The sequence below is a fragment of the Saccharopolyspora gloriosae genome (assembly GCF_014203325.1).
GTDB classification, from domain to species: domain Bacteria; phylum Actinomycetota; class Actinomycetes; order Mycobacteriales; family Pseudonocardiaceae; genus Saccharopolyspora_C; species Saccharopolyspora_C gloriosae.
In genome coordinates this window covers 2100739-2117704 of the sequence record NZ_JACHIV010000001.1, presented here as the reverse complement: position 1 = coordinate 2117704, position 16966 = coordinate 2100739, and the positions used below count along the sequence as shown (strand labels likewise).

Here is a 16966-nt window from a genome sequence, read left to right as displayed (position 1 = left end):
AGCTTGCTAACCAATTGGTAAGGTAGCACCCATGACCGGCAGCCACCAGCGCCCCGAGCCCGAGGAGCCCGCCGACGACACGGGCGTCGACGAGCTCGCGCAGGCGACCGACGCCCTGTTCCTGGCCATGCGCCGCGCCCGCGCCGCGCACGCCGCCGAGGTGGGCGGGCTCTCGCTGGCCCAGCTCGCGATGGTGCTGCCGCTGGCGACCGGCGCGGAACTTCCGGTGGGCGACCTGGCCGCGGCCGCCGGGGTCACGCTGCCGACCGCGACCCGGATGCTCCAGCAGCTCGAAGGCAAAGGGCTCGTGTCCCGCCGCCGCAGCCCCGAGGACGAGCGCCGGGTGCTGATCACCCTCACCGACGCGGGAACCCGGGCGCTGCAACGACTCCGCGCCCAGCAGCGCCGGGCGCAGGCCCGCGGCTACGCGGTGTTCACCCCGGAAGAACGCCTGCACCTGGCCACCGAACTCGGACGCCTCACCGAGGTCATCAACGCGGGCTACCGCCGGAACCGCGGCTGAACGTCCGGTATGGACTCGGCGCGCGCCGCCGGAGATGATCGGACGCAGCCGACCACGAACAGGAACTTCGCATGCCCGACGAACCCGCCGCCGGAATCGGCCGCGACCGGCAGTCCGCGATCTACCGGGACGGCGTGTCCGGGCGGAAACCCGCGGTGCCCACCGATTTCCGCACCCTGGAGCGCCGCGCGCGGCGGAAGTCCTCGGCGCGGGGCTGGGCCTACGTGGCCGGTGGCGCGGGCGACGGCGCGACGATGCGGGCGAACCGGGCCGCGTTCGACCGCTGGTCGATCGTGCCGCGCATGTTGCGGGACGTGTCCCGGCGGGACTTGAGCGTGGAGCTGTTCGACCGCCGCATCCCGGCGCCGGTGCTGTTCGCGCCCGTGGGCGCCGCCGAGCTGATCCACCCCGAGGCGGACCTGGCCGTCGCGAAGGCCGCTGCGGAGCTCGGCCTGCCGTACGTGTTCTCCAGCCAGGGCTGCGTCCCGATGGAGGAGTGCACCGCCGCGATGGGCGAGTCGCCGCGCTGGTTCCAGCTGTACTGGAGCACCGACGAGGAGCTGGTGGACAGCCTGCTGTCCCGCGCGCAGCACTGCGGGGCCGACGCGATCGTGGTCACGCTGGACACGACGCTGCTGGGGTGGCGCCCGCAGGACCTCAACCTGGGATCGCTGCCGTTCGCGCGCGGCCAGGGCATCGCCCAGTACACCTCCGACCCCCGGTTCCGCGAGATGGTGCGCGAGCGGGTCGCGCGCGGCGCGGACGAGGCCTCCGACGTGCGCGTCACGGTCGCCGCGATCCGGGCGCTGCTGTCGATGAGCCGCCGGTACCCCGGTTCGCTGCTGCGCAACCTGCGCTCCCCGGAGCCGCGCGCGGCGGTGCAGACGTTCCTCGACACCTACTCCCGGCCGTCGCTGAACTGGTCGGACCTGGCGACGCTGCGGGAACGCACATCGCTGCCGATCCTGCTCAAGGGCGTGCTGCACCTCGACGACGCGCGCCGGGCGGTGGACGCCGGGGTGGACGGGATCGTCGTGTCCAACCACGGCGGTCGCCAGGTCGACGGTTCCGTCGCGGCGCTCGACGCGCTGGCCGAGATCGCGCCGGTGGTCGACGGCGAGCTCACCGTGCTGTTCGACAGCGGCATCCGGTCCGGCGCCGACGTCGTCAAGGCGCTGGCCCTGGGCGCGGACGCGGTCTGCCTGGGCCGCCCGTACCTCTACGGACTGGCGCTGGCCGGGGCGGAGGGCGTGCGCGCGGTCGCGGCGAACGTGCTCGCCGAGCTCGACCTCACCCTCGGGCTCACCGGCCACGCCTCCCCCGCCGAGCTCACCCGCGACGCCCTCCGCCCGGCCTGATCAGCCCCGCATCGCGGCGGCGATCTTCTCCCCGACGAGCACGGCGGTCAGGTGCGGGTTGGCGCGCGGCACCCACGGGAACACGCTCGCGTCGGCCACCCGCAGCCCTTCGACGCCCTGCACCCGGCCGTCCGGGTCCACCACGACGTCCGGTTCTCCCGGCGCGCCCATCCGGCAGGTGCCGGAGGCGTGCGCGGTGTCGATGACGTTGGCCAGGGCGAACTCGGCGAACTCCGCGGCGGACATGGCCGTCTCCGGCGGGACCATGGCCGTGCCCAGCCCCATCCCGGCGGAGATCTTCTGCAGTTCCGGCTGGGCGGCGATCTCGCGCAGCTCGTCGACGACGACGCGGAACCGGCGCAGGTCCACGGAATCGGCGAGCAGGTTCAGCTCCACCGCCGGGTCGATCGACGGGTCCGTGGAGGTCAGCCGCACCCGGCCGGTCGAGCTCGCCCGGTTGTTCCAGCCGACGATCCCGGCGACCGGGATTCCCTCGCCCAGCGCGCCCGGAGTCGCGATCACACCGTCGTTGACGTCCTCCCCGACTCCGGTGGTGAAGCGCAGGAACAGCTGCCCGCGCGCCGGCAGTCCGCGGTAGTCCGGCGGTTCGTGCAGGCCGAGGACCAGCATCATCGCCGCGTGGTCCTGCAACCCGCGCCCCACGGGCAAGTCCACCACGGGCTCGATGCCCAGTTCACGCAGCTCCGCGGCCGGACCGATCCCGGAGCGCTGCAGGATCGCCGGGGAGTGCACCGCGCCGGCCGAGACCACGACCTCGTCGGCGTGGAACTCGGTGACCTCGCCGTCGACGATCGCCCGCACCCCCGTCGCGCGCCCGCCGCCGATCAGGATCCGGTCGACCAGCGCGCCGCCCACGACGTGCAGGCCGGGCCGTTCGCGGGCCGGTTCCAGGTAGGCGTCGTTGGTGGAGACCCGGCGCCCGCCGCTGCCGTTGTAGGCGTAGGGCGACACCCCGGTCGCGCCGGGCGCGTTGTGGTCGGGCGCCCACGGGTGCCCCATGCGTTCGGTGACCTGATCCAGGGCGGAGTCGACGGTGGCGAAGTCCTCGCGACGCGGCCGCAGCACCGGGATCGGGCCGTCGGCGCCGTGGTGGGCCTCGGTGCCGAAGTCCTGGTCGTCCTCCAGCTTCCGCAGCAGCGGTAGCACCTCGCGGTGGCTCCACCCGGTGCAGCCGTTCGCCGCCCAGCCGTCGAGGTCCTCCACGGTGGGCCGGATCGCGAACAGCCCGTTCACGGCGGAGCTCCCGCCGACGCCGCGCCCGCGCGGGTAGCTCGCCGGTTCCTGCACGGCGGACCTCGACGCCTGCAGCCGCGGGAAGGTGTGGGAGTGCGCCAGCTGTTCGACGAGGCGGTGCTTGCCCGGTTCGACGCCCTGGATCTCCGGCGGCGTCTCGGCGGAGCGGTAGTCCGGGCCCGCTTCCAGCACCAGCACCCGCCGCTGCTCGTCCTCGGTCAGCCGGGCCGCGAGCGCGGCCCCCGCCGATCCGGCGCCGATGATGATGGTGTCGTACATCCGGTCCCCTCCGTCGTGCCGCCTGGCCGACCGATCGGATCGGTCGCCGCACGGAGCAGAACAACCCGTGCCCCAACGGCATGCTCAACCCATTGTGCGTCACGTCACAGCATCGGCCTCCGGCGAAGCCTCTTCAGTCCGCCCCGCCCACGTCCGCAAGCCAAGGAAACGCGGCAAAGGTCTAACCAAAGCGTTGACACCTCGGTAGCCGCCGCTTAACGTACGCCACATTGGTTTTACCAAAGGAGGATTCCGTGGGTGTGGATCTGTCGTTCCTGGTGCGCAGCCTGGCCGAACAGGCGACGCCGGAGCCGGGCACGGACCTGCTGCGCCTGCCCACGGAACGGGAACTGGTCGCCTCCCTCGACATCAGCCGCGGCACGCTGCGCGAGCAGCTGTCGATGCTGGAGATGCTGGGCTTCCTGACCCGCACCCAAGGCCGGGGTTCCTACCTGGGCGTGCCGGACTCGAGCTTCATCCAGCTGTACTTCGACCTCTCCAGCGAGCTGGGCCAGCTCGGCGGCGGCCAGTTCCGCTCGGCGCGCGAGATGCTGGAGATCTCGATGACGGAGGCCGCCGCCCGCCTGGCGACGGCCGACGACGTGGACGTGCTGCGCGGGCTGGTGGACGAGATGGTGCGCGCCAGCGCGGCAGGTGAGGACGAACGCGCGCTGGAAGCGGACCTGGACTTCCACCGCCACCTGTGCACCGTGGTGAACAACCCGATCTTCACGTTGCTGCACGACGGGCTCAGCCACGTGCTGCGCGACGAGGTCGTGGACCGCCGCCGCATCGCCGTCGAGCGGGAACCGCTGCGGCCGGGCGAGAACCGCGTCATCGACACCGTCCACTACGGAATCGTCGACGCCGTCGAGAACCGCGACGGCGAAGGCGCTCGCTCGGCGATGCGCCACCACTTCGAGGTGTGGTCCTCGCTGACCGGCGAGGCCTGACCGCACCCACCCCGGCCGACCGCCGGGACCGGAACTCCAGGAATGCGCGCCCGCACGACCGGGCGCTGACGCGTGCTGCCCGGAAACGGGCCGGAGCAGGAGGTTGACTCATGGGCGAACCCGACGTGGTGTTCGTGGGAATCGGCGCCATCGGCAGGCACATGGCGAGCAGGCTGGTCGCCGCGGGCCGCACGACCACGGCGGTGGATCCGACGCCGAGCGCACGGGAATGGGCCGCGGCGCAAGGGATTCCGGCGGTCGCGTCGATGGCGGAGGCTCCCCGCGCGGAGTTCGTCGTGGTCATGGTCGCCACTCCCGACCAGCTCGCCGCGCTCGTCGACGAAGCGCTCACCCGCGCCGACCTGGACGGGCAGCGCTGGATCGTGATGAGCACCGTCGGCCCCGACGCGGTCCGCGAGCAGGGCGCCCGCCTCACGGCGGCCGGAGCGCTGGTGCTGGACGTGCCGGTCACCGGCGGCGTCGCGCGGGCCCGCACCGGTGAGCTCACCCTGTTCGCCGCCGGGAACCGGTCCACAGTGGAGTTCGCGCGCCCGGTGCTGGACTGCTTCGGCTCGGTGCGCGAAGTCGGCGAGCGGGTCGGCGACGGCCAGTCGATCAAGGTGGTGAACCAGCACCTGTGCTCGGTGCACATCGTCGCCGCGGCCGAAGCGCTGTCGCTGGCCGGTGAGCTCGGACTGGACCGCGAGCAGGTGCTGTCGCTGGTCGAGGGCGGCGCGGCCGGGTCGTGGATGCTCTCCGACCGGGGGCCGCGCATGGTGCAGGGCACCGACGTCGAGGTCACCAGCACCATCGGCATCTTCGTCAAGGACAGCAACCTCGTCGCCGACGCCGCCCGCCAGGCCGATGCCGACACCCCGCTGCTGGACCTCGCGCGGGAGCGCTACGAACGCGCCGCCGACGCCGGATTGGGCGCCCGCGACGACTCCCGGGTGATCGAGACCTACACCTCCGCCTGACCGAACCTCCCCGCACATCGCGGGAATCCCGCCGCCCGGTCATCCGGCCCCGGCGGTCGCTGCAAAGGAGCAGACATGTCCGCTGCGCCCACCGCCGCCCGGCGCGACGACCCGACGAAGGTGTCGGTCGCGTCGATGATCGGCACCGCGGTCGAGAGCTACGACTTCTTCATCTACGGCACCGCTTCCGCGGCGTACTTCGGGTCGGTGTTCTTCCACACCGGCAACGAACTCCTGGGCGTGCTGGCCTCGTTCGCCACGCTCGCCGTGGGCTTCTTCTTCCGCCCGCTGGGCGGATACCTCGCCGGGCACTACGGCGACCGGCTGGGACGCAAGACGGTGCTGATGTGGTCGCTGGCGATCATGGGCTTGGGCACGGTGCTGATCGGCGTGCTGCCCACCTACGCGCAGGCCGGGCTGCTGGCTCCGGTGCTGCTGATCCTGCTGCGCATCGTGCAGGGCATCGGGTTCGGCGCCGAATGGGGCGGCGCGGTGCTGATGTCGGTGGAGCACGCGCCCGCACGCAAGCGGGGCTTGTTCGGCGCGGTCCCGCAGATCGGTATCCCCGCCGGGCTGCTGCTGGCCAACGGCGCGTTCCTGGCTTCGGAGGCCGTGTTCGAGGGCGACTGGGTGTGGCGGGTGCCGTTCCTGCTGTCGATCGTGATGGTCGGCGCGGGCATGTTCATCCGGATGAAGGTCTCCGAGTCGCCGGACTTCACCGCGATGAAGGACCGCGGCGAGATCCACAAGGCCCCGGCGCTGGAGGTGCTGCGCCGCGACTGGCGGGCCATCCTCAAGATCGTGGCGCTGCGGCTGGCGGAGACCGGCGGCTACTACATCACCACCAGCTTCATGCTCTCCTACGTGGTGCTCGCCGGGCTGACCGACAAGCAGAACGTGCTGATCGGCACCATCGTCGGTTCCGCGCTGGGACTGCTGAGCCACCTGCTGTTCGGCGCGCTGTCGGACCGGATCGGGCGCAAGCCGGTGTTCCTGCTGGGTGCGGTGTTCACCATCGCCTTCGGCGTCCCGATGTTCCTGCTGGTCAACACCGGCGCGGGCATCGCCGTGGTCGTCGCGGTGTCGCTGGGGCTGCTGCTGAGCCACGACCCGATCTTCGCGGTGGAGTCGTCGTGGTTCTCCGAGCAGTTCCCCCGCGACGTCCGTTCCTCGGGGATTTCGCTCGGCTACAACGGCGCGTCGATGGTGGCGGGACTGCTGCCGTTCCTGGCGACCGCGCTCTACGGCGGTATGGGCTGGATCGGGCCCGCGCTGCTGTTCGTGCTGCTGGGCGTGATCTCCACCGTCGCCGCCGCGTTCACCGCCGAGACCGCCCCCGCGAAGCTCACCGAGCCGGACCGCGTTCCGGCCTGAGTCGGTCGCGCGGGTTGATCGTGATCTCTGTCTTGTCAGCGGCGAAGCCGCTGAGCAGTGACCACGCATGCAACCGGCAGCGCGGCGGGTTCTCAGCGGCCTTCTCGCGAGGACAGCGATTTCGCCGTGTAGGGGCCTACATAAGAAATCGATCCCGCAGCGAGAAGGCCGCTGAGGTTCCGCCACCCGCCCCACCAAGCAGAACGAGCTCGAAGACAAGTAAGGAGTGAACATGACCGCTGTGAGCGCGTCACGCACGGAAGGGCTCGACCTCGCCGCGCGGGCGGATCGGGTGCGCGAAGCCGCGTACCGGATGCGCCACCACATGCTCGACATGGGCGAGGTGCAGGGCCAGGGCTACGTCGGCCAGGCGCTCGGCGTCGCCGACATGCTCGCGGTGACCTACGTGGACCAGCTGCGGCTGAAGCCGGAGGATCCGCACTGGGAGCAGCGGGACCGGTTCCTGCTGTCCACCGGCCACTACGCCATCGCGCTGTACGCGGCGCTGGCGGAGGCCGGGATCGTCCCCGTCGACGAACTCGACACCTACGGCTCGGACGGCTCGCGGCTGCCGATGTCCGGCATGGCCTCCTACACGCCCGGCATGGAGATCTCCGGCGGCTCGCTCGGCCACGGGCTCACCGTCGCCGTCGGGATGGCGCTGGGGTTGCGGCTGCGGTCGTCGTCCTCGCGGGTCTTCAACTTCCTCTCCGACGGGGAGCTCGACGAGGGCTCCACCTGGGAGGCGGCGATGGGCGCGAAGCACCACGGGCTCGGCGGGCTGACCGCGATGGTCGACATGAACGCGTTGCAGGCCGACGGCAGGACGGAGTCGGTCCTCAGCATCGAACCCGCCGAGGAGAAGTGGGCCGCGTGCGGCTGGTTCACCCAGCGCGTCGACGGCAACGACGTGGAAGCGCTGCTGGCCGCCTTCGACGCCGCCGCCGAGCAGGCCGAACCGCACGGCACGCCGTCGGTGATCCTCTGCGACACCAAGATCGGCCGCGGTGTTCCGCTGCTGGAGACCCGCGAGAAGGCCCACTTCATGCGGATCGACGAGCACGAGTGGCAGCAGTGCCGCGACCAGCTCACCGCCGGTTTCGAAGGAGCGAGCGCATGAGCACCCCCACCAAGAAGCGCCTGACGACCTCGGCGATGATCGCGTCCTTCGCCGACCCCGGCCAGCCGACGAGCTCCGCGCCGTTCGGGCACGCGCTGGCGGCGCTGGCCGAGCAGGACCAGCGGATCGTCGGCCTCACCGCCGACCTCGGCAAGTACACCGACATGCACGTGTTCGCCGAAGCGCACCCCGACCGCTTCTTCCAGATGGGCATGGCCGAGCAGCTGCTGTTCGGCGCCGCGGCGGGCATGGCCGAGGTCGGCCTGGTGCCGTTCGCCTCCACCTACAGCGTGTTCGCGGCGCGGCGGGCCTACGACTTCCTGTGCCTGGACATCGCCGAACCGAACCTCAACGTCAACATCATCGGCGGACTCCCCGGGCTCACCACGGGTTACGGACCGAGCCACCAGGCGACGGAGGACATCGCGATCTTCCGCGGAATGCCGAACCTGACGATCGTCGACCCCTGCGACTCGGTGGACATCGAGCAGGCCGTGCCGCAGCTCGCGGCCGCCGACGGCCCGACGTACCTGCGGCTGCTGCGCGGCAAGGTGCCGACGGTGCTCGACGAGTACGACTACGAGTTCCGGCTGGGCAAGGCTTCCGTGCTGCGCGGCGGGAACGACGTCGTGTTCGTCTCCAGCGGCCTGATGACGATGCGCGCGCTGCAGGCCGCGCAGGACCTCGCCGAGCACGGCGTAGACGTCTCGGTGGTGCACAGCCCCACCATCAAGCCGTTCGACGCGGAGACCGTGCTGCGCGAGACCCGCGGGGACCGCCTCGTGGTGACGCTGGAGAACCACACCGTCGTCGGCGGCCTCTTCGAGACCCTGGCCGCGGAAATGGCCAAGGTGGGCGAGCAGCAGCGCGTCGTGCCGATCGCACTGCCGGACCGGTTCCTCGACGCCGGCGCCCTGCCGACCCTGCACGAGCGCTACGGCTTGGCCCGGGGCTCGATCGTGTCGAAGGTCCTCGCCGAACTCGCCTGACCCGCACCCCGCCACGACGACCGGCGCCCCGGACCCCACACCTCCGGGGCGCCGCCGCATTGCGGCGCATTCGGCAGGCGCCTTTCGCGCTTCTCCGATTGCGCCGAACGGCGGAGGTCGCGCGAAAGCGGTAACGATCTCGCTTCGCCGCTCGAACAACAGGATGCGGGACGTTATCCTCACCTGCGCTATGCGTATTCCACTTGGCTTATTCGCGGATCACCGGATTTGCCAATCCGCCCCGAATCGATTCTCACTTTCGAAATCATCGAAGCAAAACCCGCATTCGCGCATGTTCGAGCCATCGATCAGTCCATTTTCCATCGCCCGTTCGAGTGAGACACTCAGACGGCGAGACCGAGCAAGTCGCGCTCGCAATTACACTGATCTTCCGCAAGGTGAGCAGCACCGCGAACAACGGGAATGTTCCAGCGAATCGATTTCTTGTGGGAAATCACCCACGAGGTCTGGGATTTTCGCGACTTCTCTCGTTGGCGCGTCGATGGGCGGAGGGATTGCCATGCCACGACCTTGGGAAGCAGACCCGTCAGCGACCTTCCGGAGACGCCTGGGCAAGTCAGCGCTCGAACTCGGCGCCAGCGACAACGAACTGACCTGCCCGGACATCTGGGAGCTCGACAACGGCGACATCGCCGTGATCGGTCGTGATCTCACGGCCAGCTACACGGCCACGCTGCCCGACGGGGTGAGCGTGGGATCCGACGAACGACTCGTCGTGATTCCCGGAGTCATGCTCAAGTCCGCGAAGGGGGACATACCCCATGGCTGACCTGACCGGCGCTCCCGGCCGAATTGCCTCCGGGGACAGGTTGACGCTCGATGAATACGCCGACGACTTCAACGAGCGCTTCTGGAGGCCCCGGAACACCGGAGCGTGGAAATTCGAACGCGCGCAGACCTTCCGGCAGCCGGAAAGCGCCAGCTGGAATGCGTTCCACGACGGGAATTGGGAGCTGTCGCTGCGGTTGCTCGAACAGCGGCGGCCGGCGCTCCAGGACTACTTCGACCGCGTCTCCGCACACGGGTTCTTCGTGCGCCGGGTCCGAGTGGTGGAGGAGCCGCTCAGCTCCTACCTCGTCTGGGAGCTGAACTCGTTGCTCATCCGCCATCAGTGCGGAGCGTCGGTCAGCATCGTCGACGCGGGCGCGCTGGAAGCGCACGAGCGCGATGTCGCGCTGCCGGAGATCTTCGTGATCGGTCCGGACACCGTCTACGAGGTCCGCTACGACTCCGACGGCGTCGCCGAAGGTGCGGTCCGGTACGTCGACGAGCGGACCGCCCAGCGCTGGGCGAACTTCATCGACCGGCTGCACCGGGCAGGCGAGCCGATCGACGCTTACTTCGACCGGGAAGTGGCGGGGTTGCGGCCCGCGGAGTGCACGACTCCCACCGCCTGACGGCGAAACCGAGATGGGTGACATGCCGACGCGGGACGGCGACGAATCCAGGAACGAGCTCTCCGGCAGCGCGCGGGAAGTGATCCAGGCCGGGAGCGTCAGCGGTGGCATCCACTTCCACCGCACCGCGCGCGGTGACGACGGCGTCGTCCGGCAGCTCCCGGCCGACGTGCCGGGTTTCGTCAACCGGCACGGCGAGCTCGAACAGCTCGACCTGCTGCTGCCGGACGAGGGCGCGATGGCTCCGTGCGTGGTGGTCGGCACCGCCGGGGTGGGCAAGACGTCGCTGGCCGTGCACTGGGCGCACCGCATGGCGCCGCGCTTCCCGGGCGGGCAGCTGTACGTCAACCTGCACGGCTACGATCCGGGGCCGCTCGTCACGCCCGATCAGGCGCTGGATCGCTTCCTGCGCGCGTTGGGCGTGCCCGGTGATCGGATTCCGGGCGACCTCGAATCGCGCGCGGCGCTGTACCGCTCGGAACTGGCCGGGCGCCGGATGCTGATCGTGCTCGACAACGCGGCGACCGTCGGGCAGGTCCGGCCGCTGCTGCCCGGCAGCGGCGAGTGCCTCACCCTGATCACCAGCCGAAGCAGGCTTTCCGGGCTCGTCGCGCGCGACGGCGCCCGCAGGGTGACGCTCGGCGTCCTGCCCGAACAGGAGGCCGTGCGGCTGCTGCGGAGCCTGTCCGAGGGCCATCGGGGTCCCGACGACGGTGCGGAGCTCGACGAGCTGGCCCGGCTGTGCGCGCGCCTCCCGCTGGCGCTGCGCATCGCGGCGGAACGCGCGATCAGCAGGCCGAGCGTGCCGCTGGGCGACCTCATCGAGGAACTGCGGGACGAATCCGCGCTGTGGGACGCGCTCACCGCGGGCGACGACGACGATGCGGACGCGGTCCGTTCCGTGTTCGCCTGGTCCTACCGCGCGTTGTCGAAGGACGCGAGCCGCTTGTTCCGGCTGCTCGGGCTGCATCCCGGTCGTGATTTCGGCTCGGCCGCCGCCGCCGCGCTGGCCGACCTGCCAGTGGTGCGCGTGCGCCGGCTGTTGGACGACCTGGTGGGCGCGCACCTGCTGGAGCAGCGGCGGCCGGACCGCTACGAGTTCCACGACCTGCTGCGCGCCTACGCCACCGACCAGGCCCGCACCGAGGAATCCGCCGAGACCGCCCGAGCCGCGCTCGACCGGTCGGTGCGCTGGTACGCGGGGTGCGCCGACCAGGCGGTGCGGGTGCTCGCTCCCGCGCACCGGCGCCCGCCGATCGGCGGTTCCGGCTCCCAGGACTTCGCGACGCCGGAGGAGGCCGTGCAGTGGTACGAGCGCGAGCGGATGAACCTCGTCGCCGCCACGCGGGCCGCCGACGAAGCGGACCTCCCCGAGCTCGCGTGGCTGCTTCCCGCGCTGCTGCGCGGGATCTACGCGAGCCGCAACCAGTTCGACGACTGGTTCGCGACCAGCACCATCGGCCTGGGCGCCGCCCGTTCCTCCGGCGACAGGCACGCCGAGGCCGACATGCTGGAGAGCTTGGGCAAGGCGCACACGCAGTTCTCGAGGCGCGCGGAGGGAATCCGCTTCCAGAGCGCGGCGCTCGACATCCGCCGCGAGCTCGGGGATCGGCGGGGCGAACTGGCCTCCACCAACGCCGTGGGCATGGCGCACCTGCGGGGCCACGAACTGCACCGGGCGCTGATCATGTTCGAGCAGACCCACCGGCTCGCCGTCGAGGTCGGCGACGAGTACTGGATCGCGGTGTCGTCGAACAACACCGCCAACGTCCACTTGGGACTGGAGCGCTTCGAGGAGGCCGCGAGCCTGCTGCGGGACGCCGTGGAGCGCTACACCCGGCTCGGCGCTCCCGGTGGCCGGGGCGACGCGCTGCGCGGTCTCAGCCACGCCCACCGGGGACTCGGACGCCCCGAGGACGCGCACCGCTACGTCGAGGAGGCGCTGGCGATCGCCCACGCGCACGAGAACCGCGCGTGGGAGGCGTACTGGTCGCTCGAACTCGGACGGGTGCAGGTCGACCTCGGACGGCCGTCGGAGGCGTTGATCTCCTTCCAGCGCTCGGCTTCCATGCAACGCCGGTTGTCCGACCGCGCCAGGGAAGCCGAAGCGCTCGACGTCACCGGAACGGTCTACTCGGAGCTGGACCGGGCCGAGGAGGCCGCCGGATTCCACCGCTTGGCGGCGAACACCTTCCGCGAACTGGACGACCGGTGGCAGCTGGCCCTGGCGCTGGCCCACCTCAGCACCGCCCTCGACGGCACCGGCGACACCGCCGAAGCCGACCGGTGCCGACGTGAGGCGACGGACCTGCTCGCCGACTTCACCGACCCCACCGCCGAACGCACCCGAGCCCGCCTCCGCGACGCCCCGGACGGCGCGTAGCGGGTCCAAGACCGCGAGAACCCGCGCCACCACGACTGATCATCTCGCTGTACCCGGTGAGCGGTTCGCCTAGTCGCCCGCCGCGTTCCACGTAGGTGGTTTTCGCCGACGCGCTTCCTACGGTGCCGCTGCCAGGGTCGACGTCGTGAGCACAACGACGGTTCGGGGGACGCCGACGCGGGCGGCGCAGGTGACGGTGCTGGGCGCCGCCGGGTTGACGATCATGTCGGCGGCGCTGATCGCACCGAGCCTGCCCGCGATGGCCGTCGCCTTCGCGGGCGCCGACGTGCTGGTGCGGCTGGCGTTGACGATCACGTCGCTGGCGATCGCGATCAGCGCGCCGCTGTCCGGCGCGGTCGCCGACCGGCTCGGCCGCCGTCCGCTGCTGGTCGGTGCGCTGGCGTTGTACGCGGTGGCGGGCACGGCGGGCTATTTCGCGACGGGTTTGGGACTGCTGTTGGTGACGCGGATGCTGCTCGGGGTCGCGGTCGGCGGCCTCCTGACCGCGATCAGCGCGCTGATCACCGACTGGTTCGACGGGCGGCGGCGCGCCGCGTTCCTCGGGAGGCAACAGGCCGCCGCGAGCCTCGGCGGCGTCGTCTTCCTGCCGCTGGCCGGGGTGCTGTCGGCGGTGGACTGGCGACTGCCGTTCTGGCTCTACGCCGCCGGTGCGCTGGTGCTGCCGTTGGCGTGGCGGACGATCGAGGGGACCCGGCGCAGCTCGGCCCCTCCCGCCGCCGGGCGGGAGCGGAACGGCCGACGCATCGGTGGGATCTACCTGTTGGCGCTGGTGGCGACGCTCGTGTTCTACATGGCGCCGACGCAGCTGCCGTTCCTGCTGGCCGGGTTCCACCTCGGCCCGGCGGTCACGGGTGCCGTCGTCGCGTGCAGCACGCTGACCGGCGCCGTGGGCGCGCTCGCGTTCCCGGCGTTGCGCGCCGGGCCGGCCCCGCGAGTGCTCACGGCGGGCAGCATCGCTCTGCTCGGGCTGGGCTGGGTGGTGATCGGCACGGCCGGTTCCGCCGTGCCGATCGTGTTCGGCCTGCTCGTCGGCGGCGTCGGAGTCGGGCTCGTGGTGCCCGACCTGAACCTGCGGCTCGCGGAACTGGCGACGCCCGCCAGGCGCGGGCGGGTGCTCAGCGGGCTCGTCACCGGGATCTTCCTCGGCCAGTTCCTGTCGCCGCTGGCGGCGCAACCGCTCATCGAGGTGGCCGGAATCTCCGGCGCCTTCACCTGGACCGGCGCGGCGCTGACCGCCGCCGCGCTCACCGCAACGACGTGGCACCGAAACGAGAGGGAAGCACGATGATCTACCACGGAAACCGGTTCACCTTCAGGGCCGACGCGGCACCGGAGCGGGTCGAGGAGGCGCTGGAGAGCCTGCGCGAACAGGGCCGGGCGATTCCGGCCGTGCGGTCCTTCGTCGTCGGCCCGGACCACGGCGGCGACTACGACTTCGGCGCCGTCTTCGTGCTGGCGGATCTGGACGGCTACCAGGAGTACCTGGTGCACCCGGCGCACCTCAACACCGATCGCGTCGGATTGCCGCTGGTGGACCGGTTCGCGTCGTTCGACATCACCGACGACCCGGACCCCGGGCTCGCCGGGAAGATCGCGCAGCTGCACCGGCGGCGGTACGACGGCATGCCGGACATCGCCGCGCTCGTCTCCGGCCTCGGCGAGTACCGCGGCAGCGCCGCCCCCGGCCCGCACGGCGGGTCGGTCAGGGCCTGAAGTCGGGCAGGTCGCGCAACCGGCGACGCGAGGTGACGCCGAGCTTGCGGAAGATGTTGCGCAGGTGGGCGTCGACCGTGCGGGGGCTGAGGAAGAGCCGCTCCGCGACCTCCTTCGACGTCGCGCCCGTGGCCACGTGCCGCGCGATGTGCCGTTCCTGGAACGTGAGCCCGTCGGCGGCGGGTGCGGGGCGTTCGGTGATCCGTCCTCCGGCCGCGCGCAGCTCGGCGGCCGCGCGGTCGGCGAACGCGGTCATCCCGAGGTCGGTGAGTTCCCGGTGCGCGGCGCGGAGGTGTTCGCGGGCGTCGAGCCCGCGGTGGCGCCTGCGCAGCGATTCCCCGTACAGCAGCCGGGTTCTCGCCCGGTACGGGGCCGCCGGGGAGGCGTCGAGGTGGTCGAGGGCTTCCCGGTAGTCGTCCTCGTCGTCGCTGATCAGCGCGCGGGCGCAGGCGGCCACGCCGAGGCCCCACGGCGCGCCACCGGCCCGGGTGCGTTCGGCGAGCGCGCCGGCCGCGGCTTCGGCGGCGGCCCGCGCGCCGCACCGGGAGGCGGCTTCGACCAGTTCGGGCAGCGCGACCCCGGCGAGGAACAGGTCACCGGGCGCCGTCGCCTCCTCGGCGGCGGCCAGCGCCGCCCGGTAGTCGGCGCGGCCGTTGTGCAGCAGCGCGGTGGCCCAGTGCAGGTTGGCGGCGAGCTGTCCGCCGCCGTCCCCCTCGGTGCCGAGCCTCGCCAGTTCCTCGTGGTCCCCGCGCATCGCGGCCAGGTGCAGGCGCGGATACCGCAGCGGCGCTTCCCCCGCGGCGTCGGCGATGGCCTCTTCCTCGGCGATCGCCGACGCGGCGGTGGCGAAGTCACCGGCGAGCACGGCGCCGGACGCGGTCTGGGCGAGGCCGAGCCGCACCACCATCGGCGATCCGGAGGCGCGGCCGGACCGCACGATCCGGCCGGTGACGTCGGCGTGCGCGTCCAGGTCCCAGAGCTCGGCCGCGAGCATGGCGGCCAGCGCGGGGCGGGCGGCGATCGCGGTGTCGTCGGCGACGGCGGCGCGCAGCAAGGGGCCTGCCGCCAGGTGGCCGCGCGTCTCCAGCGCCACCAGCGCGTCGAGGACGTCGGGCGGTCCCGGTGCGGGCGCGGCGCCGTTCAGCACCGCGTCGAGCACCCCGGAGGCCCGGCCGACGACCAGCGCCATCTCCAGCGCGTCCAGGTGGTGCTCCCGCGACAGCGCCGGGTCCACTTCGGACAGTCGCAGGGCGGCGCGGAGCATGAACGCGGGTCCGTCGCCGCCCGAGGCGAACGCGATCCGGCCGCGCAGCAGGTCCGCTTCGGCTCGCCGCCGCTCGTCGAGCCCGCCGGTGTCCACGGTCGCGAGCAGGTCGGTCGCCGCGTCGACCCCTCCCGCCGCGAGCCGCGCCCGCACGGCCGCGAACGTGCGATCGGTGCGGTGCACCGGGTCCAGCGACAGCGCCGCCGCGCGTTCGAGGACGACGGCGGCCGCCGCGACACCACCGCGCGCGCCGGCGCGGGAGGCGGCCGATTCCAGTTCCGCCGCCACCTCCTCGTCGGGCCCGGTGCCGGACTGGCCGCGGTGCCACGCGCGGCGGTCCGGATCGGCGACCGGGTCGGTGGCGGCGGCGAGCGACCGGTGCGCGGCGTGGCGCTGTTCGGCGTCGGCGGCGCGCAGGACGGCGGATCGAGCGAGCGGGTGGCAGAACCGGATCCGCGTGCCGAACTCGGCCAGACCGGATGCCTCCGCCGTCGCGGCCGTCGCACCGTCGATGCCGAGTTCGCCTGCGGCGGCCCAGACCAGCGCGGGATCTCCGGCCGGTTCGGCCGCGGCGACGACCAGCAGCGTCCGAGCGGTCGCGGGCAGTTCCGCGAACCTGGCGCGGAAGGACCGCTCGATCCGGTGCGGCACCGACGACGCCACCGGCGGCTCGCCGCTCTCCTCCGGCAACTCCAGCAGTGCCAACGGGTTCCCGCGCGCCTCGGCGAGGATGCGGTCCCGCACCTGCTCGTCGAGCGTGGCGCGCAACAACCGGCGCGCCTGCGTTTCGGGCAGGCCGCCGAGCTCCAGCCCGGGGAGTTCGTCGAACCCGTCCCGCGCCGCGAACACCATCGCCACCGGTTCCTCGGCGATCCGCCGCGCGACGAACGCCAGCACCTTCGCCGAGGCGTGGTCCAGCCAGTGGGCGTCGTCGATCACGCACAGCACCGGCCGTTCCCGCGCGGCCACGTCGATCAGCTCCAGCACCGCCAGCCCGACCCGGAACACGTCCGGGGCGCCCGTCGAACCGAACGCGTCGCGCAGCGCCTCCGGCGTCTCGGCGGCCCGACCGAGCAGCGGCAGGCACAGCTGGTGCAGCCCGGCGAAGGGCAGCTCCGATTCGAACTCGACCCCGGAGGCCGCGACGACCAGGAAGCCGCTCGCCCGGCGGACGTGGTCGAGCAGCGCGCTCTTGCCGATGCCCGGCTCCCCGCGCAGCACCAGCGCACCGCCGCGCCCGTCGGCCGCGGCCGAGGTCAGCCGCCCGAGCAGGCGGAGCTCCTCATCGCGTCCGACGAGCGGCGAATCCGTGCGCATGCGGCGAGATTACCGGCGCGGCG

The 16966-nt window shown here is 72.2% G+C and carries 14 protein-coding genes; 12 read left to right on the top strand and 2 right to left on the bottom strand.

Annotated features, from left to right (window positions below; translation table 11 throughout):
* Positions 1-31 precede the first annotated feature (31 nt).
* Together BJ969_RS30505 and BJ969_RS09625 are read left to right on the top strand one after the other, a co-directional pair.
* Positions 32-523 carry a MarR family winged helix-turn-helix transcriptional regulator gene (locus BJ969_RS30505; RefSeq protein WP_184478603.1) on the top strand — a complete coding sequence of 164 codons (492 nt, stop codon included), beginning with the start codon at positions 32-34 and terminating at the stop codon, positions 521-523.
* A 71-nt stretch (positions 524-594) separates the two neighbouring features.
* Positions 595-1881 (top strand): alpha-hydroxy-acid oxidizing protein, encoded by a 1287-nt coding sequence (locus tag BJ969_RS09625; RefSeq protein WP_184478601.1) that lies wholly within the window; start codon positions 595-597, stop codon positions 1879-1881.
* On the opposite strand, the gene BJ969_RS09620 is transcribed toward BJ969_RS09625, so the two are convergent.
* Positions 1882-3414, bottom strand: coding sequence for a GMC family oxidoreductase (locus tag BJ969_RS09620; protein WP_184478599.1), 1533 nt, complete (start codon positions 3412-3414; stop codon positions 1882-1884).
* Positions 3415-3668: 254 nt separating this feature from the next.
* Here BJ969_RS09620 and BJ969_RS09615 point away from each other — a divergent pair, with 254 nt between their 5' ends.
* From BJ969_RS09615 to BJ969_RS09570, 10 genes are all read left to right on the top strand, one after another.
* Positions 3669-4367, top strand: a complete 699-nt coding sequence (locus BJ969_RS09615; protein WP_184478597.1) for an FCD domain-containing protein — start codon at positions 3669-3671, stop codon at positions 4365-4367.
* A 110-nt stretch (positions 4368-4477) separates the two neighbouring features.
* The gene (locus BJ969_RS09610) at positions 4478-5344 is read left to right on the top strand and encodes an NAD(P)-dependent oxidoreductase (RefSeq protein ID WP_184478595.1); all 867 of its coding nucleotides are present in this window, start codon (positions 4478-4480) and stop codon (positions 5342-5344) included.
* Between the two features lie 75 nt (positions 5345-5419).
* Positions 5420-6718, top strand: a complete 1299-nt coding sequence (locus BJ969_RS09605; RefSeq protein ID WP_184478593.1) for an MFS transporter — start codon at positions 5420-5422, stop codon at positions 6716-6718.
* A 232-nt stretch (positions 6719-6950) separates the two neighbouring features.
* Positions 6951-7838 (top strand): transketolase, encoded by an 888-nt coding sequence (locus BJ969_RS09600; RefSeq protein ID WP_184478590.1) that lies wholly within the window; start codon positions 6951-6953, stop codon positions 7836-7838.
* A complete protein-coding gene (locus BJ969_RS09595; protein WP_184478588.1) occupies positions 7835-8827 on the top strand; it encodes a transketolase family protein in 993 nt (330 codons plus the stop codon). Before BJ969_RS09600 ends, BJ969_RS09595 begins: the two co-directional genes overlap by 4 nt.
* A 520-nt stretch (positions 8828-9347) precedes the next feature.
* Positions 9348-9617 carry a hypothetical protein gene (locus BJ969_RS09590; protein ID WP_184478586.1) on the top strand — a complete coding sequence of 90 codons (270 nt, stop codon included), beginning with the start codon at positions 9348-9350 and terminating at the stop codon, positions 9615-9617.
* The gene (locus tag BJ969_RS09585) at positions 9610-10245 is read left to right on the top strand and encodes a DUF6879 family protein (RefSeq protein WP_184478584.1); all 636 of its coding nucleotides are present in this window, start codon (positions 9610-9612) and stop codon (positions 10243-10245) included. The genes BJ969_RS09590 and BJ969_RS09585 overlap by 8 nt, the downstream gene beginning before the upstream one ends.
* Before the next feature lie 22 nt (positions 10246-10267).
* Positions 10268-12628, top strand: a complete 2361-nt coding sequence (locus BJ969_RS09580; protein ID WP_246456727.1) for an ATP-binding protein — start codon at positions 10268-10270, stop codon at positions 12626-12628.
* Between the two features lie 145 nt (positions 12629-12773).
* Entirely contained in the window at positions 12774-13937 is a 1164-nt protein-coding gene (locus tag BJ969_RS09575; protein WP_343071314.1) for an MFS transporter, read from the top strand.
* Positions 13934-14362, top strand: a complete 429-nt coding sequence (locus BJ969_RS09570) for a Dabb family protein (RefSeq protein WP_184478580.1) — start codon at positions 13934-13936, stop codon at positions 14360-14362. Before BJ969_RS09575 ends, BJ969_RS09570 begins: the two co-directional genes overlap by 4 nt.
* On the opposite strand, the gene BJ969_RS09565 is transcribed toward BJ969_RS09570, so the two are convergent.
* Positions 14352-16943 carry an ATP-binding protein gene (locus BJ969_RS09565; protein ID WP_184478578.1) on the bottom strand — a complete coding sequence of 864 codons (2592 nt, stop codon included), beginning with the start codon at positions 16941-16943 and terminating at the stop codon, positions 14352-14354. The genes BJ969_RS09570 and BJ969_RS09565 overlap by 11 nt on opposite strands.
* Between the last annotated feature and the right edge of the window lie 23 nt (positions 16944-16966).

What these genes read in the sequence shown, in the direction of transcription:
- BJ969_RS30505 (WP_184478603.1), top strand. Translation starts at nt 32, where the DNA reads ATGACCGGCAGCCACCAGCGCCCCGAGCCCGAGGAGCCCGCCGACGAC.
- BJ969_RS09625 (WP_184478601.1), top strand. Translation starts at nt 595, where the DNA reads ATGCCCGACGAACCCGCCGCCGGAATCGGCCGCGACCGGCAGTCCGCG.
- BJ969_RS09620 (WP_184478599.1), bottom strand. Translation starts at nt 3,414, where the DNA reads ATGTACGACACCATCATCATCGGCGCCGGATCGGCGGGGGCCGCGCTC.
- BJ969_RS09610 (WP_184478595.1), top strand. Translation starts at nt 4,478, where the DNA reads ATGGGCGAACCCGACGTGGTGTTCGTGGGAATCGGCGCCATCGGCAGG.
- BJ969_RS09605 (WP_184478593.1), top strand. Translation starts at nt 5,420, where the DNA reads ATGTCCGCTGCGCCCACCGCCGCCCGGCGCGACGACCCGACGAAGGTG.
- BJ969_RS09600 (WP_184478590.1), top strand. Translation starts at nt 6,951, where the DNA reads ATGACCGCTGTGAGCGCGTCACGCACGGAAGGGCTCGACCTCGCCGCG.
- BJ969_RS09595 (WP_184478588.1), top strand. Translation starts at nt 7,835, where the DNA reads ATGAGCACCCCCACCAAGAAGCGCCTGACGACCTCGGCGATGATCGCG.
- BJ969_RS09590 (WP_184478586.1), top strand. Translation starts at nt 9,348, where the DNA reads ATGCCACGACCTTGGGAAGCAGACCCGTCAGCGACCTTCCGGAGACGC.
- BJ969_RS09585 (WP_184478584.1), top strand. Translation starts at nt 9,610, where the DNA reads ATGGCTGACCTGACCGGCGCTCCCGGCCGAATTGCCTCCGGGGACAGG.
- BJ969_RS09580 (WP_246456727.1), top strand. Translation starts at nt 10,268, where the DNA reads ATGCCGACGCGGGACGGCGACGAATCCAGGAACGAGCTCTCCGGCAGC.
- BJ969_RS09570 (WP_184478580.1), top strand. Translation starts at nt 13,934, where the DNA reads ATGATCTACCACGGAAACCGGTTCACCTTCAGGGCCGACGCGGCACCG.
- BJ969_RS09565 (WP_184478578.1), bottom strand. Translation starts at nt 16,943, where the DNA reads ATGCGCACGGATTCGCCGCTCGTCGGACGCGATGAGGAGCTCCGCCTG.